Annotated in this window: 25 protein-coding genes; 5 read left to right on the forward strand and 20 right to left on the reverse strand. The window is 65.3% G+C overall.

All coding sequences use genetic code 11. The features are described from left to right. The first annotated feature begins 120 nt into the window (after positions 1-120). Positions 121-2,034: a cobyric acid synthase gene (locus L0C59_RS04895; protein ID WP_243090087.1), complete on the forward strand. Its 1,914-nt coding sequence runs from the start codon at positions 121-123 to the stop codon at positions 2,032-2,034. Between the two features lie 51 nt (positions 2,035-2,085). Here L0C59_RS04895 and L0C59_RS04900 read toward each other — a convergent pair whose 3' ends face one another. The 13 genes from L0C59_RS04900 to hpaI all read right to left on the reverse strand — a co-directional run bounded on the left by L0C59_RS04900 (position 2,086) and on the right by hpaI (position 15,158). Further along, positions 2,086-2,508: a thioesterase family protein gene (locus L0C59_RS04900; protein WP_243090088.1), complete on the reverse strand. Its 423-nt coding sequence runs from the start codon at positions 2,506-2,508 to the stop codon at positions 2,086-2,088. Between the two features lie 3 nt (positions 2,509-2,511). Then, positions 2,512-3,846, reverse strand: coding sequence for a phenylacetate--CoA ligase family protein (locus L0C59_RS04905; protein WP_243090144.1), 1,335 nt, complete (start codon positions 3,844-3,846; stop codon positions 2,512-2,514). After that, positions 3,846-4,298, reverse strand: a complete 453-nt coding sequence (paaI, locus tag L0C59_RS04910) for a hydroxyphenylacetyl-CoA thioesterase PaaI (protein ID WP_423247921.1) — start codon at positions 4,296-4,298, stop codon at positions 3,846-3,848. The genes L0C59_RS04905 and paaI overlap by 1 nt, the downstream gene beginning before the upstream one ends. 4 nt (positions 4,299-4,302) lie before the next feature. Beyond that, positions 4,303-5,064 carry an ABC transporter ATP-binding protein gene (locus L0C59_RS04915; RefSeq protein ID WP_243090090.1) on the reverse strand — a complete coding sequence of 254 codons (762 nt, stop codon included), beginning with the start codon at positions 5,062-5,064 and terminating at the stop codon, positions 4,303-4,305. Then, positions 5,061-6,815 carry a branched-chain amino acid ABC transporter ATP-binding protein/permease gene (locus L0C59_RS04920; RefSeq protein WP_243090091.1) on the reverse strand — a complete coding sequence of 585 codons (1,755 nt, stop codon included), beginning with the start codon at positions 6,813-6,815 and terminating at the stop codon, positions 5,061-5,063. Before L0C59_RS04920 ends, L0C59_RS04915 begins: the two co-directional genes overlap by 4 nt. Continuing rightward, positions 6,815-7,792 carry a branched-chain amino acid ABC transporter permease gene (locus tag L0C59_RS04925; protein ID WP_243090092.1) on the reverse strand — a complete coding sequence of 326 codons (978 nt, stop codon included), beginning with the start codon at positions 7,790-7,792 and terminating at the stop codon, positions 6,815-6,817. Before L0C59_RS04925 ends, L0C59_RS04920 begins: the two co-directional genes overlap by 1 nt. Before the next feature lie 3 nt (positions 7,793-7,795). Continuing rightward, entirely contained in the window at positions 7,796-8,968 is a 1,173-nt protein-coding gene (locus L0C59_RS04930) for an ABC transporter substrate-binding protein (protein ID WP_243090093.1), read from the reverse strand. 115 nt (positions 8,969-9,083) lie between these two features. Next, positions 9,084-10,040 (reverse strand): 3,4-dihydroxyphenylacetate 2,3-dioxygenase, encoded by a 957-nt coding sequence (gene hpaD, locus L0C59_RS04935; protein ID WP_243090094.1) that lies wholly within the window; start codon positions 10,038-10,040, stop codon positions 9,084-9,086. After that, positions 10,028-10,516, reverse strand: coding sequence for a 4-hydroxyphenylacetate 3-monooxygenase reductase subunit (hpaC, locus tag L0C59_RS04940; RefSeq protein WP_243090145.1), 489 nt, complete (start codon positions 10,514-10,516; stop codon positions 10,028-10,030). The genes hpaD and hpaC overlap by 13 nt, the downstream gene beginning before the upstream one ends. 11 nt (positions 10,517-10,527) lie before the next feature. After that, complete coding sequence (hpaB, locus tag L0C59_RS04945) at positions 10,528-11,979, reverse strand: 4-hydroxyphenylacetate 3-monooxygenase, oxygenase component (protein ID WP_243090095.1); 1,452 nt, start codon at positions 11,977-11,979, stop codon at positions 10,528-10,530. A gap of 4 nt (positions 11,980-11,983) precedes the next feature. Further along, on the reverse strand, positions 11,984-13,534 hold the full coding sequence (gene hpaE, locus L0C59_RS04950; protein WP_243090096.1) for a 5-carboxymethyl-2-hydroxymuconate semialdehyde dehydrogenase: 1,551 nt from the start codon (positions 13,532-13,534) through the stop codon (positions 11,984-11,986). Next, a complete protein-coding gene (locus L0C59_RS04955) occupies positions 13,531-14,271 on the reverse strand; it encodes a fumarylacetoacetate hydrolase family protein (protein ID WP_243090097.1) in 741 nt (246 codons plus the stop codon). Before L0C59_RS04955 ends, hpaE begins: the two co-directional genes overlap by 4 nt. Next, positions 14,268-15,158, reverse strand: coding sequence for a 2,4-dihydroxyhept-2-ene-1,7-dioic acid aldolase (gene hpaI, locus L0C59_RS04960; protein ID WP_243090098.1), 891 nt, complete (start codon positions 15,156-15,158; stop codon positions 14,268-14,270). Before hpaI ends, L0C59_RS04955 begins: the two co-directional genes overlap by 4 nt. Positions 15,159-15,302: 144 nt before the next feature. Here hpaI and L0C59_RS04965 point away from each other — a divergent pair, with 144 nt between their 5' ends. Both L0C59_RS04965 and L0C59_RS04970 read left to right on the forward strand, forming a co-directional pair. Then, the gene (locus L0C59_RS04965) at positions 15,303-16,679 is read left to right on the forward strand and encodes a PucR family transcriptional regulator (RefSeq protein ID WP_243090146.1); all 1,377 of its coding nucleotides are present in this window, start codon (positions 15,303-15,305) and stop codon (positions 16,677-16,679) included. A gap of 9 nt (positions 16,680-16,688) precedes the next feature. Further along, the gene (locus L0C59_RS04970; RefSeq protein WP_243090099.1) at positions 16,689-17,120 is read left to right on the forward strand and encodes a hypothetical protein; all 432 of its coding nucleotides are present in this window, start codon (positions 16,689-16,691) and stop codon (positions 17,118-17,120) included. 4 nt (positions 17,121-17,124) lie between these two features. On the opposite strand, the gene L0C59_RS04975 is transcribed toward L0C59_RS04970, so the two are convergent. The 7 genes from L0C59_RS04975 to serA form a co-directional block, all read right to left on the reverse strand. Continuing rightward, complete coding sequence (locus L0C59_RS04975; protein WP_243090100.1) at positions 17,125-17,919, reverse strand: hypothetical protein; 795 nt, start codon at positions 17,917-17,919, stop codon at positions 17,125-17,127. Between the two features lie 11 nt (positions 17,920-17,930). Beyond that, the gene (locus tag L0C59_RS04980) at positions 17,931-18,614 is read right to left on the reverse strand and encodes an ABC transporter ATP-binding protein (RefSeq protein WP_243090101.1); all 684 of its coding nucleotides are present in this window, start codon (positions 18,612-18,614) and stop codon (positions 17,931-17,933) included. Positions 18,615-18,623: 9 nt separating this feature from the next. After that, complete coding sequence (locus L0C59_RS04985) at positions 18,624-19,820, reverse strand: ABC transporter permease (protein ID WP_243090102.1); 1,197 nt, start codon at positions 19,818-19,820, stop codon at positions 18,624-18,626. 1 nt (position 19,821) lies between these two features. Then, on the reverse strand, positions 19,822-20,517 hold the full coding sequence (locus L0C59_RS04990) for an outer membrane lipoprotein-sorting protein (RefSeq protein ID WP_243090103.1): 696 nt from the start codon (positions 20,515-20,517) through the stop codon (positions 19,822-19,824). A gap of 1 nt (position 20,518) precedes the next feature. Next, positions 20,519-21,709: an ABC transporter permease gene (locus L0C59_RS04995; protein ID WP_243090104.1), complete on the reverse strand. Its 1,191-nt coding sequence runs from the start codon at positions 21,707-21,709 to the stop codon at positions 20,519-20,521. Then, complete coding sequence (locus L0C59_RS05000) at positions 21,706-22,149, reverse strand: GbsR/MarR family transcriptional regulator (protein ID WP_243090105.1); 444 nt, start codon at positions 22,147-22,149, stop codon at positions 21,706-21,708. The genes L0C59_RS04995 and L0C59_RS05000 overlap by 4 nt, the downstream gene beginning before the upstream one ends. A gap of 145 nt (positions 22,150-22,294) precedes the next feature. Then, positions 22,295-23,860, reverse strand: coding sequence for a phosphoglycerate dehydrogenase (gene serA / locus L0C59_RS05005; RefSeq protein WP_243090106.1), 1,566 nt, complete (start codon positions 23,858-23,860; stop codon positions 22,295-22,297). A 99-nt stretch (positions 23,861-23,959) separates the two neighbouring features. Here serA and L0C59_RS05010 point away from each other — a divergent pair, with 99 nt between their 5' ends. Both L0C59_RS05010 and L0C59_RS05015 read left to right on the forward strand, forming a co-directional pair. After that, entirely contained in the window at positions 23,960-24,802 is an 843-nt protein-coding gene (locus L0C59_RS05010; RefSeq protein WP_243090107.1) for a DegV family protein, read from the forward strand. Then, positions 24,786-25,628 carry a DegV family protein gene (locus L0C59_RS05015; protein WP_243090108.1) on the forward strand — a complete coding sequence of 281 codons (843 nt, stop codon included), beginning with the start codon at positions 24,786-24,788 and terminating at the stop codon, positions 25,626-25,628. Before L0C59_RS05010 ends, L0C59_RS05015 begins: the two co-directional genes overlap by 17 nt. Position 25,629: the final 1 nt, after the last annotated feature.

A 25,629-nucleotide genomic window follows, 5' to 3' on the forward strand; every position in this document is an offset into this window, starting at 1 on the left:
TGCGGCCCTGGTTCCCCTTGCCCACAACACCTGGCAAGCTGGAGGACCCAGAAGGGCTGGGAGGGACTGCGGAAGGTTTGGAGAGGTTCCAAAGCATAATTCCGGTGGGGGAGGTCAAGGGTGAAGGCTAAGGCCTTCATCGTCTGGGGGACGGGAAGCGGGGTGGGGAAAAGCCTCATCGCCGCTGGGCTCCTCAGGCACTTCAAGCGCCAGGGCCTAAGGGTGGCCCCCTTTAAGGCCCAAAACATGTCCAACCACTACCGGGTGGTGGCGGGCGGGGAGATAGCCAGCGCCCAGTGGCTCCAAGCGGTGGCGGCAGGGACCCCACCCGATCCCCGCATGAACCCCATCCTCATCAAGCCCTTGGGCCTCGAGGGAAGCCAGGTGGTGGTCCTGGGTCGGGTGGACCCCCTTCTTTCCAAGCTTCCCTGGAAGGAGCGGAGACCCCACCTGGAGGCTCCCGTGCGGGAAGCCCTGGAGGCCTTGGGGCAGGAGTTCGACCTCTTGGTTCTGGAAGGGGCAGGAAGCCCGGTGGAGCGAAACCTTTGGCCGGACCTCCCCAACCTTCTGGTGGCGGAGTGGGCGGGGGCCCAGGCCCTCTTGGTGGCGGACGTGGACCAGGGAGGATCCCTGGCCGCCCTCTACGGCACCTGGGCCCTCCTGGGGGAGCACCGGGAAAGGCTCCTTGGCTTCCTCTTCAACAAGTTCCGGGGGGATATCCGCTTGCTGGAACCCGCCTACCGCCTCCTGGAGGACTGGACGGGAATCCCGGTTCTGGGCACCCTGCCCATGCTCCCCCTGGAGTTACCCGAGGAGGATGGATTCCGCCACCGCCCGAGGATAGGCCAAGGCCCCAAGGTGGCCATCCTCCGTTACCCCCACGCCTCCAACCTGGACGAGTTCTGGCCCCTTTCGGAGCTGGCCCAGCCCGTGTACGCTCGCACCCTCGAGGAGGCCCAGGGAGCCGAACTCCTGATCCTCCCGGGAAGCCGCCTGCCCGCCAGGGACCTGGCCTGGCTCCAGGGGTTCCTACCCCTTCTCCGGGGCCACTTGGAGGCGGGAAAACCCGTGCTGGCCATCTGCGGTGGGGCGGAGATGCTGGCCCAGGCCATCGTGGACGAGGAGGGAGTGGAGGCAAAGGGGGTTTTCCCGGGCCTGGGCCTCCTCCCTTTCCCGGTGCGGATGTTGCCGGGGAAAACCGTCCGCCCGGCGCAGGTGGTCTTCCGCGGGCTTTCCGGCTTCTGGGCCAGGCTGAATGGCCTGAAGGCCCAGGGCTATGGGATCCACCACGGCCAGGGAATCCCCTTGGTGCACCAGGAAGGGCCCCTTCTCGCCACCTGGCTCCACGGCCTTTTGGAAAACCCTGGGGTGCAGCAGGCCCTCTTCGGCCGGGAGGCCAAGGCCCTGGAGGAGGCTCTAGACCAGCTGGCTGATGCCCTGGAGGAGCACCTGGACCTGAAGCACCTCCACCGCAACCTGGGGCTTACGCCCGGCCCTCCTCCAGCGCCCACAAGAAAGGAGGGGTCCCTTGACCCCCCGCCTCCCCCCGGCCTCCTCCTCCTCCTGGGCGGGGCTAGAAGCGGGAAAAGCCGCCACGCCCAAAGGCTTGCCGGCCCTTTCGCCACCCTCATCGCCACCGCGGAGGCTCGGGATGGGGAGATGGCGGAGAGGATCGCCCGCCACCGGGCGGAACGCCCCCCCACCTGGGAAACCCTGGAAGAGCCCTTGGACCTGGTGGAAGCCCTACAAATGGCCCGTTACCCCACGGTGGTGGTGGACTGCATCACCCTTTGGGTTTCCAACCTTCTGGAAAGGGATCGCGATCCCTTGGTGGAAACCCGCCGGTTCCTGGAAGCGGTCTCTTCCAGCGGCAAGCGGATCATCGTCATCTCCAACGAGGTGGGGATGGGAATCGTTCCCGCAAACCCCCTAGCCCGGCGCTACCGGGACCTTTTGGGAGAGGTGAACGCCCTGCTGGCAAAAGCAGCCCAGGAGGTCTACCTGCTCGTTGCGGGCAAAGCCCTGAGGCTTTAGAGAAGGGTCTGCTGGGGCCCCCACCTTGGGGAAAGCCCAGGTGGGATGGTACTAGACCCTTCCCCTAGCCTCCCACCTTTCCCGCAGCCGGGCGAAGAGGGCCTCCACCTTCTCCTTGGGCAGGATCACCTGCTCCGTGCGCCCCCGGCCGATCAGGTCCCCAAGCTCATTGTAGGCCTCCATGCTGGCGTAGACCCGGTTCCCTTCCGTGGCCTCGAGGCGGGCCACGATCCTCACCCGCATCCCCGGCAGCGCCGAGGCCAGGTGGCGCACCTCCACGTAGCTACCGATCCCCTCCTCCCCCTCCTCCAAGAAGGGCAGGATGATCTTGCGCCCGGCCAGCTCCATGTGCTTGGCCATCCAGTAGGTGGCGTAAACGGGGTGCACGGGGCCCAGTTCCTCAAAGTTCACGGTCATCTCGGGGGTGACCACGGTCTCAAAGACCGCCTCAAAACCGCTGGGAATGGGACGCATGGCCTACTTTCTCAGATCCAAAACCCGTCTCAGCTTCCCCCCCTCGCTCCTCGGGGCCTCCCCCGGGGCCAGGAGGGTCACCTTCATGCTCACCCCAATGCTGTCCTTGATCTTGTGGGCCACCTTCTCCCTCAGGGCGTGGAGGCGATGGTCCGCCTCGATAACCTCATCGGAAAGGGCCTTGCGCCCGATCTCCTGGAAGAAGGCCTGGGAAACCTCCACCCTGAGCTCGGCCTCGTCCAGGGTACCCTCCCGCCGCACCACGATCTGGTAGTGGGGCTCCACCTCGAGGATACCCGAAAGCACCGCCTCCACCTGCGTGGGGTAGACGTTCACTCCCCGGATGATGAGCATGTCGTCGGTGCGCCCCAGGACGGGACCCATGCGCACGTGGGTGCGGCCACAGGAGCAGGCCTCGCGGGTGAGGAAGGTGAGGTCCCCCGTCCAGTACCGCAAGAGGGGCATGGCCTCCTTGGTGAGGGTGGTGAGGACCAAAACCCCCACCTTGCCCTCCGGAAGGGGCTCCCCGCTATTTGGGTCCACCACCTCGGGCAGGAAGTGGTCCTCCCAGATGTGGCTTCCCTGACGTTCCTCCACGCACTCGTTGGCCACCCCGGGGCCGATGATCTCGGAAAGCCCGTAGATGTTGGTGCTCCGCACCCCAAGCCCCTCGTCCACCTGCTTCCGGATGGCCTCGGTCCAGGGCTCGGCCCCTAAAACGGCATACTCCAGGGATAGCTCCTCCGGGGAAACCCCCCGCTTCCTGAACTCCTCCGCCAGGGTCTGGGCGTAGGAAGGGGTACAGGAGATCACCTCCGGGCGGAAGTCCTGGATGAGCAGGAGCTGCCTCTCGGTCATGCCGCCGGAAACGGGGACCACCGTCATTCCCAAGGCCTCCGCCCCCCCGTGCAGGCCTAACCCCCCGGTGAAAAGCCCGTAGCCGTACGCGTTGTGGAGCATCATGCCCGGCTTGGCCCCCGCCGCGGCCAGGGAGCGGGCCACCACCTCCGCGAAGACCTGGAGGTCTTTTTTGGTGTAGCCCACCACCGTGGGCTTGCCGGTGGTACCGCTGCTGGCGTGGATACGGGCCAACTCCTCCCGGGGCACGGCGAAGAGGCCAAAGGGGTAGTTTTCCCTGAGGTGGTCCTTCCGGGTAAAGGGGATTTTAGGGAGGTCCTCGAGGGTCCGCACCCCCTTCGGGTCCACCCCTGCCTCATCCAGAACCCGCCGGTAGAAGGGCACCCTCTCGTACACGTAGGCCACGATGGTCCTGAGCCTTTCCTCCTGCAAAGCCCTAAGCTTTTCCCTGGACAGGGTTTCCCACTCCGGTTGGTACATCATCCCTCCTCCTTAGGCCAAGGGTTCTGCCCGGAAGGTAGCCCTTCCCCCACAGTGGGAAGGGCATTCCCCTCCAGGCGAAACACCGTTCCCGTAAACAAGGCCACCAGCTTTCCTTCCCACACCACCTCCACCCGGTAGGTGGCCGTACGCCGGGAGAGGTTGACCTCCTGGGCTCTGGCCTCCACCCGCGCTCCGGCGGCAAGGGGACGGAAGTAATCCATGCGGCAGGATAGGGCCACGGCGGGCCCCCGGGTGTTGGAGGCCAAGGCGAAGGCACTATCCGCCAAGGCGTAGAGGAATCCCCCATGGGCGGTACCGTGGAGGTTTAGGTGCGCCTCCCCCACCACCCCGGACACCACCGCCTCCCCCGGGGCCAGGTACCGCACCTGGAGGCCCAAGGTCCGCATGAAGGCATCCTCCAACCCTTCGCCGGAACCGTCCCGCCCCATTGCCCTACCCCTCCTCCAGGTGTTCCCTCGGCGCAACCGCCGCGTCCGACTCCCGGGAAAGCCCCAGGTACGCCTCCACCACCCGGGGATCCTGCCTCAAGGCCTCGGCGGACCCCTCGAGGACCATCTCCCCCGCCTCCAGCACCAGCCCGCGGTCCGCCAGGGCCAAGGCCACCTTGGCGTTTTGCTCCACCACCAGGAGGGTGGTCCCTTGGCCCTTGAGCTCCCTGAGGATCCGGTAGATCTCCTGCACCATCAGGGGAGCCAAGCCCAAGGAGGGCTCGTCCAGTAGGAGGAGCCGGGGCCTGGCCATGAGGGCCCGGCCGATGGCCAACATCTGCTGTTCCCCGCCGGAAAGGGTGCCGGCGGGCTGCCTCCTCCTTTCCAAAAGCCTGGGGAAAAGGGCATAGACCCTTTCCAGGTCCGGCCTCAGGTTCTCCCGGCGGCGGAAACGGGTAAAGCCTCCCAGGAGGAGGTTGTCCTCCACGGAAAGCCCCGGGAAGAGGGCCCGCCCCTCCGGCACCAGCACCATACCCCAGGAAAGAAGGGCCTCCGGGCTTCGCCCCCGCACCTCCTCCCCGTCCAGGAATACCTTCCCCTCCGCCTGGGCCAGGCCCAAGAGTCCCCGCAGCACGCTGGTCTTCCCCGCCCCGTTGGGGCCGATGAGGGTAAGCGCCTCCCCCTTCCTTAGGGAGAAGCTCACCCCCCGCACCGCCTCGAGGGGCCCGTAGCGCACGGTAAGACCCTGAACGGAAAGGAGGCTCATGCCACCTCCTCCTCCCCCAGGTAGGCCGCCCGCACCAAGGGGTTTCTCTGGACCTCCTTGGGCGTGCCCTCAGCGATCTTCTCCCCGTAGTTCATCACCACCACCCGGTCCGCAAGCCCCATGATCAGGTCCATGTCGTGGTCCACGATGAGCACCGTGTAACCCTCCCTGGCCAGGGAGCGGAGAAGGGAAGCGAGCTCCCGCTTCTCCTGGGCCCGAAGCCCCGCCCCCGGTTCGTCCAGGAGAAGCACCTCCGCCCCGGAGGCCAGGAGCCGGGCGATCTCCAGAAGCCGCTGCTGGCCCACGGAAAGGCGCTCCGCCTTTTCCAGGGCCAAGGACTCCAGCCCCACCCGCTTCAAGGCCCGGTAGGCGGTGGCCAAGGCCCGCTCCTCCTCCTTCCGGGAAAGGCCCAAGAGAGCCTGCAAAAAGCCAGCCCGGGTACGGCTGTACGTGCCCAAGGCGGCGTTTTCCAGCACCGTGAGCTCCGGAAAAAGGTGCGGGTGTTGGAAGGTGCGGCCCAGGCCCAGGGCGTGGATCCGGTAAGGGGGAAGCCCCGTGATCTCCTTACCGAAGAGGCGGACCTGGCCCCGGTCGGGGATTAACGCCCCCGCCACCAGGTTGAAGGTGGTGCTCTTCCCCGCCCCGTTAGGGCCAATCAAGGCCAGGATCTCTCCCCGTTTCAGGTTGAAGGAAACCCCGGCCACCGCCATAAGCCCCCCGAAGGACTTCTGTAGGCCCAGGACCTCCAGTACCACCTCGCCTTGGCGGCCGCCGGGGGGGCTAAGGGGAAGGGGTTCCGCCTTGGGAATCCCTGGGTCCCTGCTGGGCAGGTAGCGCTCCACCAGGGGCCACAGGCCCTTGGGGGCCAGGATGAGGATCAGGGCCAGGATTAGGCCGTAGCCGATGGTTTCGTAGTTGCCCTGCTGCCCCAAGAGGAGGGGCAGGAGATCCTTCAACCAGTCCTCGAGGCCGGTGAAGAAGGCCGCCCCCAGCATCACCCCGGGAATGCTCCCCACCCCCCCGGCCACGGCCATCACCAGGTACTTAATGGAAGCCTCCAGGGAAAAGGGCGTGGGGTTGACAAAGCGCAGGAAGTGGGCGTACAGGAAACCCGCCAGGCCGGCGATGGCCCCCGAGAGCAGGAAGGCCTTAAGCCTGAGGGCTGCCGGGTCCACCCCGAAGCTGGCCGCCGCCAGGGCATCCCCCCTAAGGGCGAGAAGGGCCCGGCCCATGCGGCTATGGCGCAGGTTGTAAAGGCTGAGGACCAACAGGGCCAGGAGGCCAAGGGTGAGGAAGGCATAGCGGAACCCGGTGTCCAAGGGCAGACCCAGGACGCTCAAGGGAGGCAGATCCGTAAGCCCGGTATGCCCCCCCGTGAGCCCCACCAGGTTCCCCGCCAGGATGTACAAGGCCACCTGCCAGGCGATGGTGGAAAGGGGAAGAAAATGCCCCTTAAGCCGCACCGTTAGGGCGCCCAGGAGCCAAGCTAAAAGGAGGGCGAAGAGGAGCCCAGCCCCAAGCCCAACCCAAGGGGAAAACCCCGCCTTAACCGTGAGGAGGGCGGTGGCGTAGGCCCCCATGCCCATGAAGGCCGCCTGGGCGAAGCTGGTCATCCCTGCCAAACCCGTGAGCACATATAGGGAAAGGGCCACCATGGCGGAGAGGGCGAAGAAGTTCAGGAGGGTGAGGTAGTAGGGAAAGGGGGACAGGGCCAGGGGCAGCAGGAGCAACAAGAACCAGAGGTAGCGCATCACTCCTCCACCGTCCGCGCCCGCAGGCTCTGGTAGAAAAGAGCGGGCACCAAGAGCAGGAAGACCAAGGCCTCCTTGTAGGCGCTGGCGTAGAAGCTGGTGAAACTCTCAAAAAAGCCCACGAGGAGGGCTCCCACAAAGGCCACCGGGTAGCTAGCAAGCCCGCCCAGGATGGCGGCCACGAACCCTTTGAGCCCCAGCATGAACCCCATGAAGTAGGCGGCGTTGATGAGGGGGGCCAAGAGAAGCCCGGAGAGGGCCGCCAAAAGGCTGGCAATGCCGAAGGCCACCATCCCCGCCTCCTCCGGGCGTATCCCCAGGAGCCTGGCCCCAAGCCGGTTCTCTGCCGCCGCCAAGAGCGCCTTTCCGAAAAGGGAGAGGCGGAAGAAGAGGTAGAGGGCCACGAGGCCCAAAGCAGCGAAGAGGAGGACCAAAACCCCCTGCCAGGAGAGGCCCACCACCACCTCCCCTGAAAGGAGAGGGGCTGGACGGAACTGCTCGGGACCGAAGAAGACCAGGCCAAGACCCTGGTAAGCCACGTGAAGGCCCACGGCCATGATGAGGAGGGAAAGCACCGTGGCCCCCCGCATGGGCTGGAAGAAAACCCGGTAGCTGGCCACCCCCAGGTACACTACGAGGAGCACCGCCGCCAGGTAGGCCAGGGGGGGAACCCCTTTAGCCAGAAGGGAGAGGAGGAAAAGCCCCACCCCGCCCAAAAGGGGCAGAAGGGCTCCCCGGCCCCGGGCCATGAGGGCCCAAGCCCCTCCCAGGACCAGGGCCAGCCACAGGGTGCCGGGGAGCTTCCCTTCTAAAAGCCACACCAGGGAAAGGGGGGCGAACATCAAAAGCTCCCCGATGGGCACCAGGATCACCCGGGTGACGGCAAAGACCAGAACCAGGGAGAGGGCCAAAAGGCCGTAGACCACCCCGTTTTGCAACCCGTCCAAGAGCAGGAAGCTGAGGATGGTGGCGTCCATGGCTTAGCGGAAGGTGCGCTCCAGCTTCCAGCGGCCCCCCTCCACCCGAACCATCACCGCGGCATCCTCAAAGCGCAGACCCAGGTGATCCTCCTTGCTGAAGGTGAAGACCCCGTGGGTGGCCACCAGGTTCCGGGTGGCCTCGATCTCGTCCCTGAGGGCAGCGCGGAAAGCAGCCAAGTCCTTGGCAGGATCGGCCCGCTTCAAAGCCCGCTCCAGGGCCGGCTTCAGGATCAGCCAGGCATCCCAGGCATGGGCGCCGAAGGTGGAGTAGCTACCGATGCCGTACTTGGCCTCGTAACGCTGGATGTAGTCCAGGGCCACCCGCTTGCTGGGGAAGGTGCCGGGGAGTTGCTCCGCCACCAGGATGGGCCCGGCCGGGAGGAGGGTGCCCTCCACGTCCTTGCCCCCTACCCGGAGGAAGTCGGGGTTGGCTACCCCGTGGGTCTGGTAGATGAGGCTGGCGTAGCCCCGTTCCTTCAGGGTGCGCTGGGGAAGCACGGCGGGGGTGCCGCTGGCACCGATCAAGACCGCATCGGGCCGCCGGGCGATGATGCGGAGCACCTGGCCCGTCACGGAGGTATCCGTCCGGTTGTAGCGCTCGCTGGCCACCACCTGCAGGCCCTTGGCCTTGGCCTCCGCCTCGAAGAAACGGGCCCAGCCCTCCCCGTAGGCATCGTTAAAGCCGATGTAGGCCACGGTCTTGACCCCCCTGGCCACCATGTCCGCCACGATGGCCCGGGCCATGAGCTCCTCCGTCTGGGGGGTCTTGAACACCCAGTACCGCTGAGCGTCCACGGGGTGGATGATGTCCTTGCTGGCCGCCAGGGAGATCATGGGCACCTTGGCCTCGGCCACCACGGGAATCATGCCCAAGGAGGCCGGGGTGGTGGTGGTGCCCACCACGGCCACCACCCCCTCCTCCACCAGGCGCCGGGTATTCCGTACCGCCTGGGTGGTATCCGAGGCATCGTCCAGGATCACGAACTGTACCTTGCGCCCGGCCACGCCGCCCGCGCGGTCCAGCATCTCCTGAAGCATGAGGAAGGTGTTCCGCTCGGGGATACCCAAGGAGGCGGCAGGGCCGGTGGCCGAGACCACCACGCCCACCTTGAGAGCCTCCTGAGCCAGGGCCGAAAGGCCTAAAACCAACAGGGCTACCAACCAGCGCTTCATCTTCTTCCCCTCCTTCGTCCTCTTTGCCGTCCATTCCCACCGGGCGAGACCCGGATTGGGTCTAACTAACGCTCGTTTGCCTTCCAGTTTAACCAGGGACTTCTGTCCCGTCAAGCTAGGTCACGTGCTCGGGGATGCCCGCCAGGGGTGAAGGCCGCGTGGCCACGGGCTTCCCCTCCAGGTCCAAAAGCGCGCTTCCCTCCAGGAACCAGCTCTTCGGGGTCCTGTGCCCCCAGAGGGTCTGGCGCCTGGGGTCGTTCAGGCTCCAGCGCACCGGGGGCAGGTCGGGGTCCACGGTGAGGTAGTCGGAGGTGTAAAGCTCGATGCGGTGTCCGTCTGGGTCCTTAAGGTAAAGGAACATGGCGTTGGAGATCCCGTGCCGCCCGGGCCCTCTTTCGATCTGGTCCGTCCTGCGGGCTCCCGCCAGGATGTCCGCCGCCTTGAGGATGGCCATGGGATCGGGAAGCCAGTAGGCGAAGTGGTGGAGCCTCGGGCCCTCCCCGTTGGTAAAGGCCACGTCGTGCACGTTCCCCTTGCGGTGGAGCCAGCTGGCCCAAAGCCTCCCCTCCTCGTCCTCCGTGTACTCGGTGAGGCGGAAGCCTAGCCTCTCCTGGTAATAGCGGGTGGCCCGCTCCACCTCGGGGGAAAAGAGGTTCAGGTGGTCGATGCGCAAAACCCCCGGCCCCCGGTAGAGGTGGTACTCCTGCAACACCCGAGGAAGCTTCTCCGCCCCCGCGTAGAAGACCAGGGGATAGCCGAAGGGGTCCTGGACGCGGAGCATCCTGGGCCTACCCCAGTCCGTTTCCAACCGGTGGGGAAGCCCCTCCCCTTCCGCCCAGGCCTGGGCCTGCTCCATCCCGTTCTCGTCCACCTTGAAGCCCAGGCTCCGCACCGCGGGCCCTTCCGCCTGGGTGAGCTTCAGGCTCCACTCCAGCTCCTCGTAGCCCCTGAGGTAGGCGCTTTGCCCCTCCCTACGCTCCAGGCGGAAGCCCAAAAGCCCCTCGTAGAACTCCAGGCTCCTCTCCAGGTCCCTCACCCAAAGCTCTATGAACCCCACCCTCACGATGGCCATACCAACCTCCTGTAACCCCGGCCGAAGTACACCAAGGGAAGGCCCGGCTCCCCCAGCTCCACCCCCTCCACCCGGCCCACCACCAACCGGTGGTCCCCCCCGGGGTAGGCCGCCTCCAGGCGGCAAAAGAGCACCGCCAGGGCCCCGGGCACCCTGCCCGCCACCAACCCCACCCCTTCCTGGGGCTTTCCGGCAAAGTGTTGGGAAACTGCCTCCTGCCCCTCCCTCAGGAAGCTTATGGTAAAGGCCCTCGAGGCCTCCAATAGGGGTAGGAGCCTCGCCTTCTCGTGGATGCCCAGGGCCACCAGGGGAGGCTCGAGGCTCAAGGACATGAAAGCGGTGGCGGTCATGCCCCTCTCCTCCTCCCCTAGCCGGGCGGCGACCACGGTCACCCCAGCGGCAAACCGGCTTAGGGCCTCCTTGAAGGCCTCCCTTAGGTGTTCCGCCGGGGAAGCGCCTGTCTTATGGAGGCCCATAGAACCCTCGGTCACGCCTCCACCTCCGCAAACACGGCAAGCGCCCTCTTCAGGTAGGCGCGGATCCGCTCCTTGTAGGGTTCCTTGTCGTACACGCTGAAGAGGGTCTGGTACATGCGCACGGGATCCCCGAAGAAGAAGCGCTCGTAAAGCTCCTGCCGGGCCCCGAATCCCGAGAGGGTCATGTCCCAGGCAAGGCGGAAGAGGGCCACCCGCTCCTTGGCCTCGAGGGTAGCCCCTTGCAGGTACTTCTCCAACATGGGGGCCAGGGGTCCCTTGAAGTCCCGCTCCGAGGGGAGGGTGATCAGGCCGCTGGCCCCGATCTGCTCCAGGATCTCCCTAAGCCGGGGGTAGAGCCTGGGGTAAAGGTTCCGCGCCCCGTCCAACGCCCCCCGGTCGGGTACCAGAAGGCCAAAGGCATTCTCCTTGGCCTCCTCCTCCGCCCGGGTCCAAAAGGCCCGCATGGCCTCCAGATAGACGATGATCTCGGCGATCTTTTCCTGCACGTGGCTGTAGGCGTCGGCCCCGATCCCCTCGGCCATCAAAGCCGCCACCCCCAAAAAGGCCTCGGTCTTGGCGGTCTTCAGGGCCACCACCTGGTGGGCCATGTGGTGAAGGGCCCCCGTGGCCGCGTAGGCGTTGTTGCAAAGCTCCACGTTTCCCAGGATGAAGACCCGCTCCCATGGGACCAGCACGTCGTCGAAGATCACCAGGCAGTCCATCTCCTCGAGGCGGCTGCTAAGGGGGTAGTCGAAGGGGCTATCCCCGCCCACCAAGGCCTCGCGGCAGAGGAAGTGCAGGCCCGGGGTGGAGGTGGGCAGGGCGAAGGCGATGGCGTACTTCTCGCTGCCCGGCCCCTCCTTAAGGAGGGTGGAAGGGAAGATGAGGACCTCATCCGCCAAGGGAAAGGTGGCGGTCATGCGGGCCCCCCGCACCACGATGCCCTTTTCCGTCTGGCGCACCACCCCCACGGGGATGTAGGGGTCGGGCTGGGCCGAGGGAGGCTTGGCCCGGTTCACCTGGGGGTTGGTGAGGGCGTGGGTGGTGGCCAGGTCGCGGTCGCGGAGGTAGCGGTAATAGGCCCGCACGTGCTCGGCGAACTCCCCGAAGTACTCGGCGCTGGCGGCATAGGCCATGACCACGGCGTTCAAGTAGTCCGGGCTACGCCCCATCATCCCCAGGTTCTGGTCAGCCCAGAGCTTGTAGGCCTGGCCCCGCCGCTTTAGGTCCTCCTTGGTCTTGGGGATGAGGAAGCTCATCCCGTGCCGCCTCCCCTCCTCCTCGTAGGTGAGGGCCTCCCGGTACCGGGGGTCGTGTTGCAGGTCATAAAGGGCAGCCATGGTGCGCACGATGCCCCGGAAGACGGGATGGGTGGTGGGGTCCTCCACCTTCTCCCCCTTGTACCAGAGGTTGGGGGGCCGCTCCTTCAAGGCTTCCAGATACTCCGCTCCAGTCCTTGCCATCCTCTCACCTCTTCCCGAACTTGGGCACGTGGGGGGACCTCAGGGGAAGCCCCACGGCCTTGAGGTCGGTGTAGAACTCCAGGGCGTATAGGCCACCTTCCCGCCTCTCCCCGCTGGCCTTCACCCCGCCAAAGGGGGTGGGCAGGTGGCGCACGTTATGGCTATTGAGGTATACGAGGCCCGCCTCTAGCTCCAAGGCCAGGCGGTGGGCCCTTTCCAGGTCCTTGGTGAACACGTAGGCGGCAAGCCCATACCGGGTGTCGTTGGCCTTCCTGAGAGCTTCCTCCTCGTCCTTGAAGGGGATGGCCACCAGGACGGGCCCGAAGATCTCCTCCTGGGCGATTTTCATGTGGTTCTCCCCCACGAAGAGGGTGGGCAAAAGGTAGTTCCCCTGGGAAAGATCCTCCCCGCGGAAGGAGGTGGTGGCCCTCTTCCCGCCCACCAGAAGCCTCGCCCCCTCCTCGAGGCCCGCTTCCACATACCCCAAGACCCTCTCCAGGTGCTCGGGGTGGATGAGGGGGCCCACCTCGGTCTCGGGGTCCAGGGGATGGCCCACCCGGATGGCCCGGGCCCTTTCCGCCACCCTCTCCACAAAAGTCTCAAAGATGGCTTCCTCCACCAGGAGGCGGGAGCTCGCCGTGCACCGCTCCCCGTTGAAGGAGTAGATCTGGAAGACCACCGCGTCCAAAGCCCTTTCCAGATCCGCATCGGCAAAGACCAAGGCCGGGCTTTTCCCGCCAAGCTCCAAGGAGAGCCGCTTGAGGTGGCGGGCAGCGTTTTGCATGACGATCTTCCCGGTCTCCGTCTCCCCGGTGAGGGTGATGAGGGGAACGAGGGGATGGGCCACCAAGGCGGCCCCCGCCTCCTCGCCGTAGCCCTGGACCAGGTTGAAGACCCCAGGAGGAAGGTCAGCCTCCTGCACGATCTCCGCCAGCTTGCTGGCGGTTAAGGGGCTCCACTCCGCGGGTTTCAGCACCACCGTGTCCCCAAAGGCCAGGGCCGGGGCGATGCGCCAGGTGGAGAGCATCAAGGGGGCGTTCCAGGGGGTGATGATGCCCACCGGCCCCGCCGGAACCCTCAGGCTGTAGTAGAGCCAGTCCTGGTCCACGGGGAAGGTGCGGTCCTCCATGGCGTGCTCGGCGTACTCGGCGTAGAAGGCAAAGTTCTCCGCAGACCGGGCCACCTGGGCCTTCACGATCCGGAGCACCTGCCCAGCATCCAAGGCCTCCACCACCGCCAGCTCATCCGCGTGCTTTTCCAAAAGCTCGGCGATCCTCAGGAGGTAGCGCTTCCTCTCCCGGGCTGGGGTGCGGCTCCACCGCTGGAAGGCCTCGTGGGCGGCCTTGGCCGCCCGGTCCACCTCCCTTTCCCCACCCCGGGCCGCATGGGAGAGCACCTCGTTGGTGGAAGGGTCCAAGGTGGGAAAGACCTCCCCGCTTTCCGAGGGGCGGAACTCCCCGCCGATGAGGTGGAGGGCCGTCCACCCCTTTAGGGCCTTCCGAATAGCCTCAATCCTTTCCCAGGGAATCCCCGCCACCTGGTCCTGGTACCTCATGCCTCCTCCTCTATGGGGTTTTCCAGGGCGCCAAGCCCTTCGATCTCCAGCCGCATGACATCCCCAGGGAGCACCCGGCTTATGCCCTTGGGCGTCCCGGTGAGGATGACGTCGTAGGGCTCCAGGGTCATGAACTCGGATATGTATTCCAAAAGCTCGGCCACGGAGTAGAGCATCCTCGAGGTGTGCCCCTCCTGGCGAAGCTCCCCGTTCACATAGGCCCTTAGGGTGAGGTTCTGGGGGTCCTGCACCTCCCCCACCACCAGAAAGGGCCCAAGGGGGCCGAAGGTGTCCCGTCCCTTGGCCCGGATGGGAGGGCGGAAGGTGTTGGAAACATAGTCCCGCACCACCAGGTCGTTGGCGATGGTGTATCCCAGGACGTAGTCCAGGGCGTCCTTGGCCTTCACCCTGCGCATGGGCCGGCCCACCACCGCCGCCAGCTCCACCTCATAGTGCATGTACTCCGCCCCCTTTGGGTAACGCACCACCCCCTTGTGGGGGAGAAGGCTACTATTGGGTTTCCAGAAAAGGGCCGGCTCCTCGGGGCGGGAAAGGCCCAGCTCCTCGGCGTGGTCCGCATAGTTTAGGGCCACCCCTATCACCTTTCCCGGGGTGAAGGGAAGGAGCCAGGCCACCTCTTCGGGATCGTGGGCCTCCCCCGCCTCATCCAGGAGGACCCCATCCCTATAAACCCCGTGATGGAGCCTTCCCCTAGCCAGGAAACGGCAGAGCTTCATGCCTCCTCCCCGATCAGGCGGTAGCGCCGGGCCATGGCCCTCAGCCTTTCCTCCACCTCGGGGGTGGCGGGCCCCAAGGGGAGGCGCCACTCCTTCTCCAAAAGGCCCATCCAGGACAGGACGGTTTTCAAGGGGATGGGGTTGGTGTCCCAGAAGATGGCCTCGTTGGCCTCGAGGAGGTGGTAGTGGAGCTCCCTAGCCCCCCGGAAATCCCCTGCCAGGGCCAGCTCCGTCAGCCTGGCCACCTCCTTGGGAAGCCAGTTGGCGGTGGCGGCGATGGTCCCAACCGCCCCCAGGCTCATCATGGGCAGGGTGAGGCTTTCCAAGCCGCAGAACACCAGGAAGTCCTCTCCCACCTCTTGGAAGAGCTGGGAGAGGTACTCCAGGTCCTTGGAGGAGTGCTTGAGCCCCACGATGTTGGGAAAGTCCCGCCGGAGGCGGGCCACGGTCCTGGGGGCGATCTCCACCCCCGCCCGGCCCGGGATGTTGTAGATGAGGATGGGAAAGTCGGGCACCGCCTTGGCCACCTCGGCGAAGTAGCGGTAAAGCCCTTCCTGGTTGGGCTTCAGGTAGTAGGGAACGATGACCATGGCCCCCTGGGCCCCTGCCTCCTTGGCGAAGCGGGTGAGCTCGAGGGTTTCCTCGAGCCGGAGGGCCCCGGTGCCGGGGATGACGGGAACCCGGCCCGCCGCCTGCTCCAGGGCCACCTCCATCACCCGCTTCCTCTCCTCCAGGGTCTGGGTGCCGGGTTCGCCCGTGGTGCCCCCCACGCTGAGGCCGTGGGAGCCCCCTTGGATCACCCGCTCCACCAAGCCCCGAAGGGCCTCCTCGTCGATATGGCCTCGCCGAAAGGGTGTGGGTAAGGGAGGAATGGACCCGCGGAACATGCTGCTCCTTTCCTCCCCCAGGATGGCCGTCCCAGCCCTGGAGGGCAACTGTAGATAGCACAAGATTATGCAGAGAATTGTCCTTACATACAAAAGGCCCTCCCTTGTAGCCGGGCCTAACGGGGTGTATTGTGCAACAGAACAATGGCCATGCCCGAGTTTAGCTCCACCTCCATCTCCTTCCTCCGCCTGGCCCAGGACCTGGGCCTCGAGGTCCTGGTCCCTTCCCATAGGCCGGTCCTCTACCTGTTGGAAGAGGCCAAGCCCCTTCTGCCCCTGGAGGGGGCCCTTCTCCTCTCCCGCCCCGAGGGAAGCCTCTGGCGCTACCGCACCGCCAGCGGCTTCCTCCTTCCCGACCCGGATGCGGAACTCCTGGAGTATGCCCGGAAGGAGGGCCTGGGGGTGGGGGTCTACCCCCCTTGGCTGAAGCGGGAGGAGCTGGCCAAGGCGGTGGCCCTGCGCCTCTTCCACCTGGGTTCCGGCCTGGGGATGGCCGGGCTTTTGGACCTGCTGATGAGGCTTCCGGAAAGGCCCTTCCTGGAAGTCCTCTACCAGGCCACGGGGCTGGCCCTGGCCCGGGTAGCCCCATGGGGGGAGGTGTTGGGATTTGCCGGCCTTGTGCCTCCCCAGCACCCCAAGGAGCCCGGGGAAGGCCGGGGATGGCTTTCCCTGGAGGCAGGGGAGGGTGTTCTGGTGGCCTACGGGGAGGAGGAGGGCTTGCGGCAAGCCCGGGGCCTCCTCGAGGTGGCCGCCCGCCTCCTCCGGGTCAGGGCCCTGGAGCGCTCCTTGGAGAGAATGCAGGAGGAATCCCTGGGCGGGGCCCTCCTGGATGGCCTCATCCTGGGGGAATCGGAGCCCGACCGGCTCTTCGCCTTCGGCTTCACCGAGGGGGTGGAATGGGTCCTGGCCCTGGTGGAACCCAAGGCGGTGCCGGGCCGCCACCGGCTGGCGGAGGAGCAAAGGAGGGAGGCCACCCTGGAACTGAGGCGCCGGGCCGGCACCTTCCTGGACCGGCTGGGGGTGCCCTACCTCCTCACCACCCGGGGAAACCGCCTGGCGGCCATGTGGCAGGTGCACAACCCCAGAAGAGAGGCGCAAAGCCTCCTGGCCGCCCTGCCCCCGGGGAGCCGCCTGGGGTATTCCGCGGTCCACGCCGCTGGCGAGGAGGTGCAAAACGCTTACCGCGAGGCCCTCATCGCCCTCAAGGCGGCCCGGGCTGGTGAGGCCCTTTCCTTTAGCGGCCTGGACCCCGTGGCCTTCGTGCTCCTCCAGCAGTCCCCCGAGGACCTCAAGGCCCTGGTGGAGCGCTACCTACCCCTGCCCCCAAAGCTCCTGAAGACCCTCGAGGTGTACATGGCCACGGGCAGCGTGGAGGAGGCGGCCTCTTCCCTCCACATCCACCCCAACACCCTGCGCTACCGCCTCAAACGCATAGAAGCCGCCCTGGGTTCCCTGTCCCGCCCCGAGGTCCTGGCCCAGGTCCACCTGGCCCTCAGGGCCCGAGACCTCCTCATGGGGTAAAATCCCCTTATGCGACAGCCCAGGGTGGTTCTCCTGGTCCTCCTGCTCCTGGGTGGGGTGGGCTTGGCCCAGACCCTCCTGGAGGCCACCGCGGTGGTGGCCCTGGCCTCCAGCCTGGACCCGGCGGTGCGCCTACCCGCGGGAAGCTATCGGGCCAAAAACCCTGACCCCCTGCTCCTCCGCTTCCCCGAGGCCAAGGGGTATGCCCTCGAGGCCTTCGTGGCCAAAGGCATCGCCAGCAGGCTCCACGCCGCCTTCGTCCAGCAGGTGCTCACCAGCTTCGCCGCCGCGGGCTACTTCGTGGAAAAGCAGGAGGAAAGGACCGTGGACGGGGAGGTGCGAAGCCTTTACCTCCTCAAGGATAGCCTAGGCCGGTCCGCCATCCTCCTGGTGGTGCGCAAGGAGGAGGAGCTGGTCTACGGGTTCGGGAAAGGGCGCTGAAGCCCTAGAACTCCCCCCGCCAAGCCACCCAATAGCGCCATATTCCTTCCCCACCCGCCATGCTCAGGCCGAACCCCTCCAGCTCCAGGCCCACCCCCCACCCTAAGCCCTCCCGGTAGTTAAGCTGGAGCCAGTAATACGCACCCTCGCTCCCTCCCACCCAGCGCACACCCCAGGCCCAGGGATACATAATCTCTGCCAGGAGCTGATATTCCCCCAGGGCCCAGGTAAAACCCACTAGTCCCCGCAGCCCCCAACGAGTCAGGAAGGCCTCCCCATAGGCCAATCCTCCCCCTAGGGCAAGGTTTCCAGAAACCCCCAAGCCAAGGGGAAAAGCATAGACTTTGAGGTCAGACAGAGCTCCCTCGATCCAAAACCCCTGTGCCAAAGCATACCCGAGCCGCCACCTGACCTCCCCGTATAGGGTTAAGGAGACGCCCCAAACCCCCTCCTGGCCCCCTGCAGGACCAGGGGTATCCCAGGCGGAGGGGAAGAGGCGCCCTTCCCCTAGGGTCAAGGGCATACGGCCAAAAGCTAGGTCCACCTCGCCAACCTGTTCCTTTCGGGGAGCAACCCCTTCCACCACCAGATAAAGTTGCTCCAGGGAAAACCCTCCTTCCCCAAGCCCTAGCCGCCAGTAAGGGGCTAGAGCATAGCTGAGGCGCACCCCCTCCCCCATGGCCTGGCCCCAAAGCCGGAGGTAAAAGGCGGGGCCTTGGTCCGCCAGGCCAAAAGCCCCGACCTCTAGACCCTGGGCGACGGCAGAGCACAGGAGGGAAAGGAGCCAAAGGCTGCGCATGGACCCCTTACCTAACGCCGTTCCTCCCCCACGATAGTCCCGTCCTCGAGGTGCACGATCCGCCCCACATGCTCCAAGAGCCTGGGGTCATGGGTGGAGATGAGAAAGGTTACCCCTTGCTCCTGATTTAACGCCTTCAGGCGCTCAATCAAGGCCAGGCCGTTCTTGGAATCCAGGTTAGCCGTGGGCTCATCCGCCAAAACGATTAGGGGCTCGGCCGCCAGGGCCCGGGCCACCGCTACCCGCTGTTGCTCGCCTCCCGAAAGCTGGCGGGGAAAACGCCGGGCCTTGTCCATGAGGCCCAGGGCCTCTAAGGCAGCCAAAGCCTTCCTCTCCCGCTCGGCCCGGGGGATCCCCCGCAGCTCCAGCACCAACGCGGCGTTTTCCAGGGCGTTGAGAACCGGCAGAAGGTTGTAAGCCTGGAATACCAGGCCGATTCTCTCCAAGCGCGCCCGGGCCCTTTCACTTCGGGATAGGCCGGAAAGCAACCTTCCTCCCACCCAGACCTCCCCCTCCGTGGGCAAATCTAGCCCTGCCAGAAGGTGAAGAAGGGTGCTTTTGCCGCTACCCGAGGGCCCCACCAAGGCGGTGAACTCCCCTGCCTCCACCACCAAGTCCACTCCCCTAAGGGCCACGGTTTCCACCCCGTCGCCCCGGAATACCTTCCACACCCTTTTTGCCTCTAAAACGGGCATACCCCCCTCCTACGGTACATAGCGCATGGCCTCCACGGGCTCCAACCTCGAGGCCACATACCCCGGCCACAGGGCCGCCAACAGGGCAATCCCGATGGAGTAACCCAGGGTGAGGAGCACCTCCTTCACCCCTAGCCTTCCATAGAGCACCTCCGGCAGGCCAAACTCCCGGTACTGCTCCAGCATCCACTGGGGCATAGGCAGGCGAAAACCGTTGGCCAACTCCGCATGCACAATTAGCCCCGCCCCAGTCCCCACCAAGGCCGCCACCCCAACCAAAAGGAAGCTTTCCCAGAAAACCAGGGCCAAAACACGCCACCCGGTAAGGCCTAAGCCCGTCAAGAGACCGAACTCCCGCACCCGCTCCACCAGGGAAAGGTAGAGGGCGTTAAGGAGAATAAGCCCCCCGAGGACAAAAAAGATGCCCACGTATACAGCCATAATAGCGTCGTAAAGAGGAATAAGCGCGGCATAAATGGGATTGGCCTCAAGCCACGTTTCTACCTTCAGCCCCTGCAAGTGGGGAGCCAGGGTCTTCTTAACTTCCTCCAGAGCCTTAAAATCGTAAAGCCCAAGCCCTGGAAGCCTGATTTCCATCCGGGTCACCCGGCCTGGGGCCAAAAGAACCTGGGCATCTACAAGGGAAACCAAAAGTGTCTGGGCCTCGAGGGAGGTTTCCGGAAGGTCCAAAAGCCCTACCACCCGGAAGGGGTATACCCCCAAACCAAGCCCGCCGGGAGCGTAGACCACCACCTCCTCCCCCAGGCCCACCTTGAGGGCCTTGGCTAAAGCCTCGCCCAAAAGGGCTTCCCCCGAGCCTCGAGGAAGTCTTCCTTTCTTCAAAAGGCTCTGTTGCCGGGCCAGGCCTCGGGGCTCCAAGCCCGTAATCACCACCGCTCGGTTCCGCTCCCCAACAATGGCTAACCCCCTTCCCTCCAGCACCCCCTCCACCTCGGCCCCTGGGGCCAGGGGTAAGGAAGGGGGAAGAAAGACAAGGCTCTCAAAGTCTCTGCCCTCCTGGTATCCCTCCACCCGGACCACCAGATGCCCTGTCCTTTCCAGAAGAAGACGATAAAAGGCGTCAAAAGCTCCGGCGTACACAGAGAGAAAGACCAAAGATAAGAGGACCACCAAGGCCACCACGCCTCCCGTCACCAGGCTCCGCCCAGGGGTTCTGAGGAGGTTCCGCCAGGCCAGCCTAACCACCCTAGCACCCCCTTTCCAGGTAAAGGGGATTGAAGCACCGCTCGGGCACGGGTCCCACCTGAACCTCGGCTATCCGCAAAAGGGTGCGGTACCCTGGCTTTTCCACATCCCGAAGCTCCATCTCCCTGGGGAGGAAAGCTCCGTCCGAACGCTGGTAAGCGGAAAGTTTAAGCTCCCGCACCGCCAGGTTTCGCTGGTCGTAGTAAAGGATGCGCTCCACCAAGCGGTCCTTCAGGTACATCTCCACCTTCCCGTAAGGGGTAGGGGCTCCTGGCTTTGGGGTGAGCACCAGCACCCCCTGGACCTCCCCCACCTGGAAAAGCTCCTCTAGGTCCCGGCCCATAAGGTCCTGGTAGGTGAGGTCCGAACCCAGAAACCGCTCCCCCCGGCCCGCAGGGGGAAGGCGCAAGGTGCGGCCCAACCTGGGATCGTAAAGGTACAGGTCCTCCCCTAGGGAGAGAAAAGCCTGGCCAGCCTCGCTTCTAGGCTCTAACACCCGAACGTGGACCCTCTTGCCATCGGTGTACACCTTCAACCGGTAGGTACGCACTAAGCCGGGCCGTTCCACTCGAAGCTCGTACACCCCCTGGTGGGCCGGACCCCTTAGACGGTCCAAAGCTTCTTGAAGCTTTTCCAAAGGGGATTGGGCCAAGGCCAGGGTCAAAAGAACCCACGGGAAAACAAGCATCCCCTTCATCTCATTCCCCCCTCAGGTAATGGGATGGATCGAGGCGAAGCACCAACCTCCCTGGAAACAGGAGGGCTAGAAGGGCGGAAAGAACCACCACCAGACTGGCGTACAGGGCGTAGATGGGCCTCAAGGCCGTGTACAGATGCTCGGAAAGCCCCGCCTCCGGCAGGAGCTCCACAGAAAGGCGCATCAGGGGCCCAAACACATCATGGGTGGAGGTGTACCACAGGAGGGCATAGCCTAAAAGGAGTCCAGCCATCAGGCCCAAGGCGGCGGCAAGAGCGGCCTCTAAAGCCACCTGGGCCGCCACGTGGATTGGAGCTAAACCCAGGCTTTCCACTATCGCAAACTCCCTTAGCCGTTCCCGCACACTCACGTAGACCGTACTCACCACCGCCACCGCCGCCAGCAACATAAAAAGCGCCAAGAGGGGCAGGTAGAACAGGCGGCTTCCCTCATAGTCAGCCCGGATGGGTCCCATAAGCTCCCATACGTCCTTGGCCAAAAAGCCCTGGGGAAGATTTTCGTTAAGCTTCTGGGCCACCCGAGCCTCCTGCCCCCTGGGCACCTTCAACGCCAAATGGGTAGCCAAAATTTCCCTACCCGAAAGCCTACGGGCATCTTCCAAGTGCACGTAAACCCCAGCGAAATCCACGTTGCCAACCCCCGCCTGCACCAAGCCCACCACCTCGAGCCCCAAAGCTCCCTGGCCGGTCTCCACCACCAGCCTTTCCCCAAGCCGAACATCTAGCCTCTGGGCTAAACGGTATCCCAGAACCACCTCTCCCGGACCGCTAAGCCAGCGGCCCTCCTTCACCTTGGAAGGCACGCGGGAAAGCGCCTTCTCCTCTTCCGGTTTCACTCCGAGGACCACCCCGCCCTGCACGTGGTAGGGGGAGCGCAAAAGGGCATACAGGGAAAGCCGAGGACTCATAGCCTGGATGAGGGGGTAAGTGAGGCTGGGCATGACCCTTAGACCATGCTCCGGATCGCGGTCCTCCCACCATAGGGCCTGGGCTACCACTACGGGAGCCTCCACATACTGGCCGTAGGCTTCTACTAAGCTCTCCCCGTAGCCATCCAGGAAGCCGAACAGGAATAGAACTGCCACGGACACGTAGACCACCACTAAGGACAATAGGGCTGTGCGCCGCCTCTGCCTTAGCACATTGCGCCAGGCCAACCTCAGAAGGCTCATCCCTCCTCCACAAATCTTGCCAGAAGCTTGGGAAGCTCCCGCTCAAAGAAGGCGTACAGGTCTCGCATCTCCCTAAGCCGATCCCCCTTACCCTCCCCCACCAGGGCCAACCCCTTTTCCGCCCGCTCCCGGTAAAGGGAAAGCGCTCGGGCCTTTTCCATGAGAAGCCGTTTCCAGGCCCCTGGACGCACGGCATACCGATCGGCGCGCTCCCCGGGGCGACGCAGGCGCTCCACCAACTGCAGCCGAACAAGAAGGTTCAGAGCAGGGCTCAGGGCTCCCTTGCTAGCAGAAAGGAACTCGCTGATCTCCTTGGCGCTAGCCTCCGGGGGGTCGGACACCAGGAGGTAAGCCAAAACCCGCCCAGCCATTCGAGGCAGGCCTGCGGATTCAAAGAGAAGGCCGGTTTCCTCCACCCAGTGCTTCAAAGTAGGATCCACGCACACCAAGATACATGGATCGGTATGTTCTGTCAAGTCTGAACTTTCGGCTCTAAGTGAGCATAAACGCAGGGGTTATGTGTGCGGTTTTTCACGATATAAAGCGCATGAGAATACCCTCTCCTCTAACGACCCCACTTGGGCTCTAAAACTCCGCCAGGTCCACCCTCTCCAAAACCGGCAAGGCCCGAAGGGCCTCCAGGACCTCCGGGGCAGGCTTCTGGTCCACGGTGAGGACAAAGAGGGCCCTTCCCCCCGGCACATCCCGGCCCAGCTGCATTCCGGCGATGTTCACCCCCGCCTCGCCCAAGAGGGTTCCCACCTGGCCCACCACCCCGGGGCGGTCGTAGTTGACGCAGACCAGCATGTACCCCTCCGGCACCACCTCGAGGGCATAGTCGTCTATGCCCACCAGGCGCGGTTTACCCGCCATCACCACCCCCCGGGCCCGGCGCTCCTCCTGGTCGGTGGCAAGGCGTACCTCCAGAAGCCTGGTGTACTCCCCCGCCTCCTCCTGCCTGCGGGTCACGAGCCGGACGCCCCGCTCCTTAAGAAGGGGCCTGGCGGAAACCAGGTTCACCATCTCCTCCCCCAGCACCCGGGAGAGGAAACCCTTGGCCACGGCGCTGGCCACGGGCTCAGGGTCCTTGTCAAACCGGCCCAAGAAGCCTACCTCCAACACCTCGGGCCGGCCCCGGGCGATCTGGGCAAGAAGCTTTCCCAAAGCCTCCCCCAGGGGTAGGAAGCCCCTTAGGGCCTCGAGGGCCTCGGGGTCAAACCCGGTGTTCAGGGCATAGGAGAGATCCCCCTCCAGGGTACGCACCACCCGCTCCAAAACCGCCTCCCCCACCCGGTCCTGGGCCTCAAAGGTGTTAGCCCCCAGGTGGGCGGTGAGGACCACCTTCGGATGCTTGAGAAGCGGGTGGTCCTTGGGGGGAGGCTCCTGGGCAAACACATCCAGGCCTGCGGCGAAGAGGTGGCCCTCCTCCAAAACCTCCAAAAGGGCCTTCTCGTCCACGATGCCCCCTCTGGCCGCGTTCACCACCACCGCTCCCCGGGGGAGGAGGTAGAGCTCCCTACGCCCGATCATCCCCCGGGTTTCCTCGGTGAGGGGGGCATGAACCGTGAGGAAATGGCTCTGGCGGAGGAGGTCGGAAAGGTCCTCCAGGAGCTCCACCCCCAGGCTCTCCGCCCGGGTGCGGGGGATGTAGGGGTCGTAGGCCAAGACCCGCATCTCAAACCCCTTGGCGAAGCGGGCCACCTGGCTTCCGATCCTTCCCAGGCCGATAATGCCCAGGGTTTTCCCCTTAAGCTCCAGACCCAAGAACTTGCGGTCCCACTCCCCGGCCCGGATCTTGCGGTCGGAAAGGGCAATGCCCCGGGCTGCCGCCAAAAGAAGGCCAAAGGCCAGCTCCGCCGCCGAGCGGGTGTTGGCCTCGGGAACGTTCACCACCAGGATGCCCAGGCGGCTTGCCGCCTCGAGGTCCACGTTGTCCACGCCTACCCCGCCCCGTCCCACCACCTTGAGCCGCTTGCCCCGCTTCAGCAACTCCGCATCCACATGGGTTCGGCTCCGGGTAATGAGGGCATCGTAGGCGGGGATGATCTCCAAGAGTTCCTCCCGCCCGATCCCCGGCCGGTAGTCCAAAAGCACCCCGGGGTACCTCACATCCCCAAGCCGCATCTCGTCGGAGACCAAGACCCGCCACATATACCCTTGACCCTAGCAGAAAGCCCCTCTTAGAGCAATAAGGCCACCACACCCCACCCTAGACCTGTGGTATCTTGTCCGGGAGCACGAGGAGGAGATATGAAGGTTGCCCTGATCACCGACTCCACCTCCGACCTACCCCAGCCCCTAAGGGAACGCCTGGGGGTAAGGGTAGTACCCCTTTACGTGAACCTGGGAGGACGCATCTATAGGGACTGGGAGGAGATCACCCCCGAGGAGATCTTCAAGAAGGTGCGGGAGGGGGAGGCCTTTCCCACCACCAGCCAGCCATCCCCAGAGGATTTTCAGCGGGCCTACCAGGAGGCCTTGCGGGAGGCCGACCACGTGCTTTCCGTTCACATCTCGGCCAAGCTCTCGGGAACGGTGCAGTCCGCCCTTCTCGCAGCGCAACACTTTCCCGAGCGCATCACCGTCTTTGACAGCCAGGCGGCTTCCTTGGGGATAGGCATGATGGTCCTGCGGGCCCACGAGCTCCTGCAGGCAGGCCAGGCCCTGCCGGAGGTCATCCGCGAGCTTGAGCGCATCCGCCAGGACCACTTCGTGCGCTTCAGCGTGGCCACCTTGGAATTTTTAAAGCGAGGTGGGCGGATCGGCGGGGCCCAGGCCCTCTTGGGCACCCTCCTGGGCATCAAGCCCATCCTGACCCTGAAGGAGGGGCGGGTGGAGGCGGCGGGCCGGGCCCGGGGGGAAAAGAAGGCCCGGGAAGAGATCCTTAAGGACTTCCAGGCCTGGGCCAAGGGCCGGGGACGCATCCGGGCCTTCTTCCTCTACAGCGCCGAGGAAGGCGCCGTGAGGGACCTAAAGGAGATGGTCTTGGCCTCGGGCTTCCCCGTGGAGGAAGCCCTGGTGAGCGAGCTGGGGGCGGTAATCGCCAGCCACACCGGCCCCGGCACCTACGGGTTTTATGCCTATAGCCTCTAAGGTGGCCTTCGTGGCCGACTCCACCCTGGGCCTAAACCCGGAAGAGGCCTTAGAGCAGGGCATTCACGTGGTGCCCCAGCAGGTGATCTGGGGAAATAGAGCCCTCCGCGACCAGCTGGAGATCACCGACGAGGAAGTCCTGGACCTTCTGCGCCAAGGGGAGCGGCTTTCCACCAGTCAGGTGGCCCCGGAAGACCTGCGCACCGCCTACGAAACCCTCCTAAAAACCCACGAGCGGGTGCTTTCCGTCCACTTGTCCGGCCTCCTCTCGGGAACCGTGGCCAACGCCATGGCCATAGCCCAGGAGTTTGGGGGAAGGGTCAAGGTGCTGGATTCCTGGTCCCTTAACGGAGGCCTTCTCCTGGTGCTGGAGGAGGCCCGGCGGCTCCTTAGAAGGGGGGTGGCCTGGGACCAGCTGGAGGAGGCCGTGGCTCCCTATCGGGAGCGGGTGCGGGGCTATATCCTTCCCCAAACCCTCACCTATCTGCACCGCTCCGGGCGCATATCCGGCTTGCAGAGGTTCATGGGCGGGCTTCTCAGCATCCTTCCGGTGCTGGAGGTCAAGGGGGGCCGGGTCCTGGCTGGCCTCCGGGTGCGGGGCTTCCAGGAGGGCCTGCGCCGGCTGGCCCAGCTCTTCCGCCGCGACTCCCCGGCCGGGGGACCCGTCTACCTAGCCCATGCGGGCAACCTCGAGGGCGCCAGGACCCTGGGCGAGGCCCTGAGGGCGGAAGGGGTGGAGGTCTTGGGCCCCTTGCGGGCAGGGGCTGCGGTGAGCGTCCACGCGGGCCCGGGCACCGTGGCCCTCTTCGCCGGGCCCAGGGGGTGAG

Source organism: Thermus neutrinimicus (assembly GCF_022760955.1).
Taxonomy (GTDB): domain Bacteria; phylum Deinococcota; class Deinococci; order Deinococcales; family Thermaceae; genus Thermus; species Thermus neutrinimicus.

Coding starts and splice junctions, on each gene's coding strand:
- L0C59_RS04930 (WP_243090093.1), bottom strand. CDS start 8,968: ATGAAGCGCTGGTTGGTAGCCCTGTTGGTTTTAGGCCTTTCGGCCCTG.
- L0C59_RS04915 (WP_243090090.1), bottom strand. CDS start 5,064: ATGAGCCTCCTTTCCGTTCAGGGTCTTACCGTGCGCTACGGGCCCCTC.
- hpaD (WP_243090094.1), bottom strand. CDS start 10,040: ATGGCCATCGTGAGGGTGGGGTTCATAGAGCTTTGGGTGAGGGACCTG.
- hpaI (WP_243090098.1), bottom strand. CDS start 15,158: ATGTTCCGCGGGTCCATTCCTCCCTTACCCACACCCTTTCGGCGAGGC.
- L0C59_RS04970 (WP_243090099.1), top strand. CDS start 16,689: ATGCGACAGCCCAGGGTGGTTCTCCTGGTCCTCCTGCTCCTGGGTGGG.
- hpaC (WP_243090145.1), bottom strand. CDS start 10,516: ATGGGCCTCCATAAGACAGGCGCTTCCCCGGCGGAACACCTAAGGGAG.
- paaI (WP_423247921.1), bottom strand. CDS start 4,298: ATGGGGCGGGACGGTTCCGGCGAAGGGTTGGAGGATGCCTTCATGCGG.
- L0C59_RS04925 (WP_243090092.1), bottom strand. CDS start 7,792: ATGGACGCCACCATCCTCAGCTTCCTGCTCTTGGACGGGTTGCAAAAC.
- L0C59_RS04990 (WP_243090103.1), bottom strand. CDS start 20,517: ATGAAGGGGATGCTTGTTTTCCCGTGGGTTCTTTTGACCCTGGCCTTG.
- L0C59_RS04980 (WP_243090101.1), bottom strand. CDS start 18,614: ATGCCCGTTTTAGAGGCAAAAAGGGTGTGGAAGGTATTCCGGGGCGAC.
- L0C59_RS04965 (WP_243090146.1), top strand. CDS start 15,303: ATGGCCATGCCCGAGTTTAGCTCCACCTCCATCTCCTTCCTCCGCCTG.
- L0C59_RS04995 (WP_243090104.1), bottom strand. CDS start 21,709: ATGAGCCTTCTGAGGTTGGCCTGGCGCAATGTGCTAAGGCAGAGGCGG.
- L0C59_RS04975 (WP_243090100.1), bottom strand. CDS start 17,919: ATGCGCAGCCTTTGGCTCCTTTCCCTCCTGTGCTCTGCCGTCGCCCAG.
- L0C59_RS05010 (WP_243090107.1), top strand. CDS start 23,960: ATGAAGGTTGCCCTGATCACCGACTCCACCTCCGACCTACCCCAGCCC.
- L0C59_RS04905 (WP_243090144.1), bottom strand. CDS start 3,846: ATGTACCAACCGGAGTGGGAAACCCTGTCCAGGGAAAAGCTTAGGGCT.
- L0C59_RS05015 (WP_243090108.1), top strand. CDS start 24,786: ATGCCTATAGCCTCTAAGGTGGCCTTCGTGGCCGACTCCACCCTGGGC.
- hpaE (WP_243090096.1), bottom strand. CDS start 13,534: ATGAGGTACCAGGACCAGGTGGCGGGGATTCCCTGGGAAAGGATTGAG.
- L0C59_RS04920 (WP_243090091.1), bottom strand. CDS start 6,815: ATGCGCTACCTCTGGTTCTTGTTGCTCCTGCTGCCCCTGGCCCTGTCC.
- serA (WP_243090106.1), bottom strand. CDS start 23,860: ATGTGGCGGGTCTTGGTCTCCGACGAGATGCGGCTTGGGGATGTGAGG.
- L0C59_RS04955 (WP_243090097.1), bottom strand. CDS start 14,271: ATGAAGCTCTGCCGTTTCCTGGCTAGGGGAAGGCTCCATCACGGGGTT.
- L0C59_RS04900 (WP_243090088.1), bottom strand. CDS start 2,508: ATGCGTCCCATTCCCAGCGGTTTTGAGGCGGTCTTTGAGACCGTGGTC.
- hpaB (WP_243090095.1), bottom strand. CDS start 11,979: ATGGCAAGGACTGGAGCGGAGTATCTGGAAGCCTTGAAGGAGCGGCCC.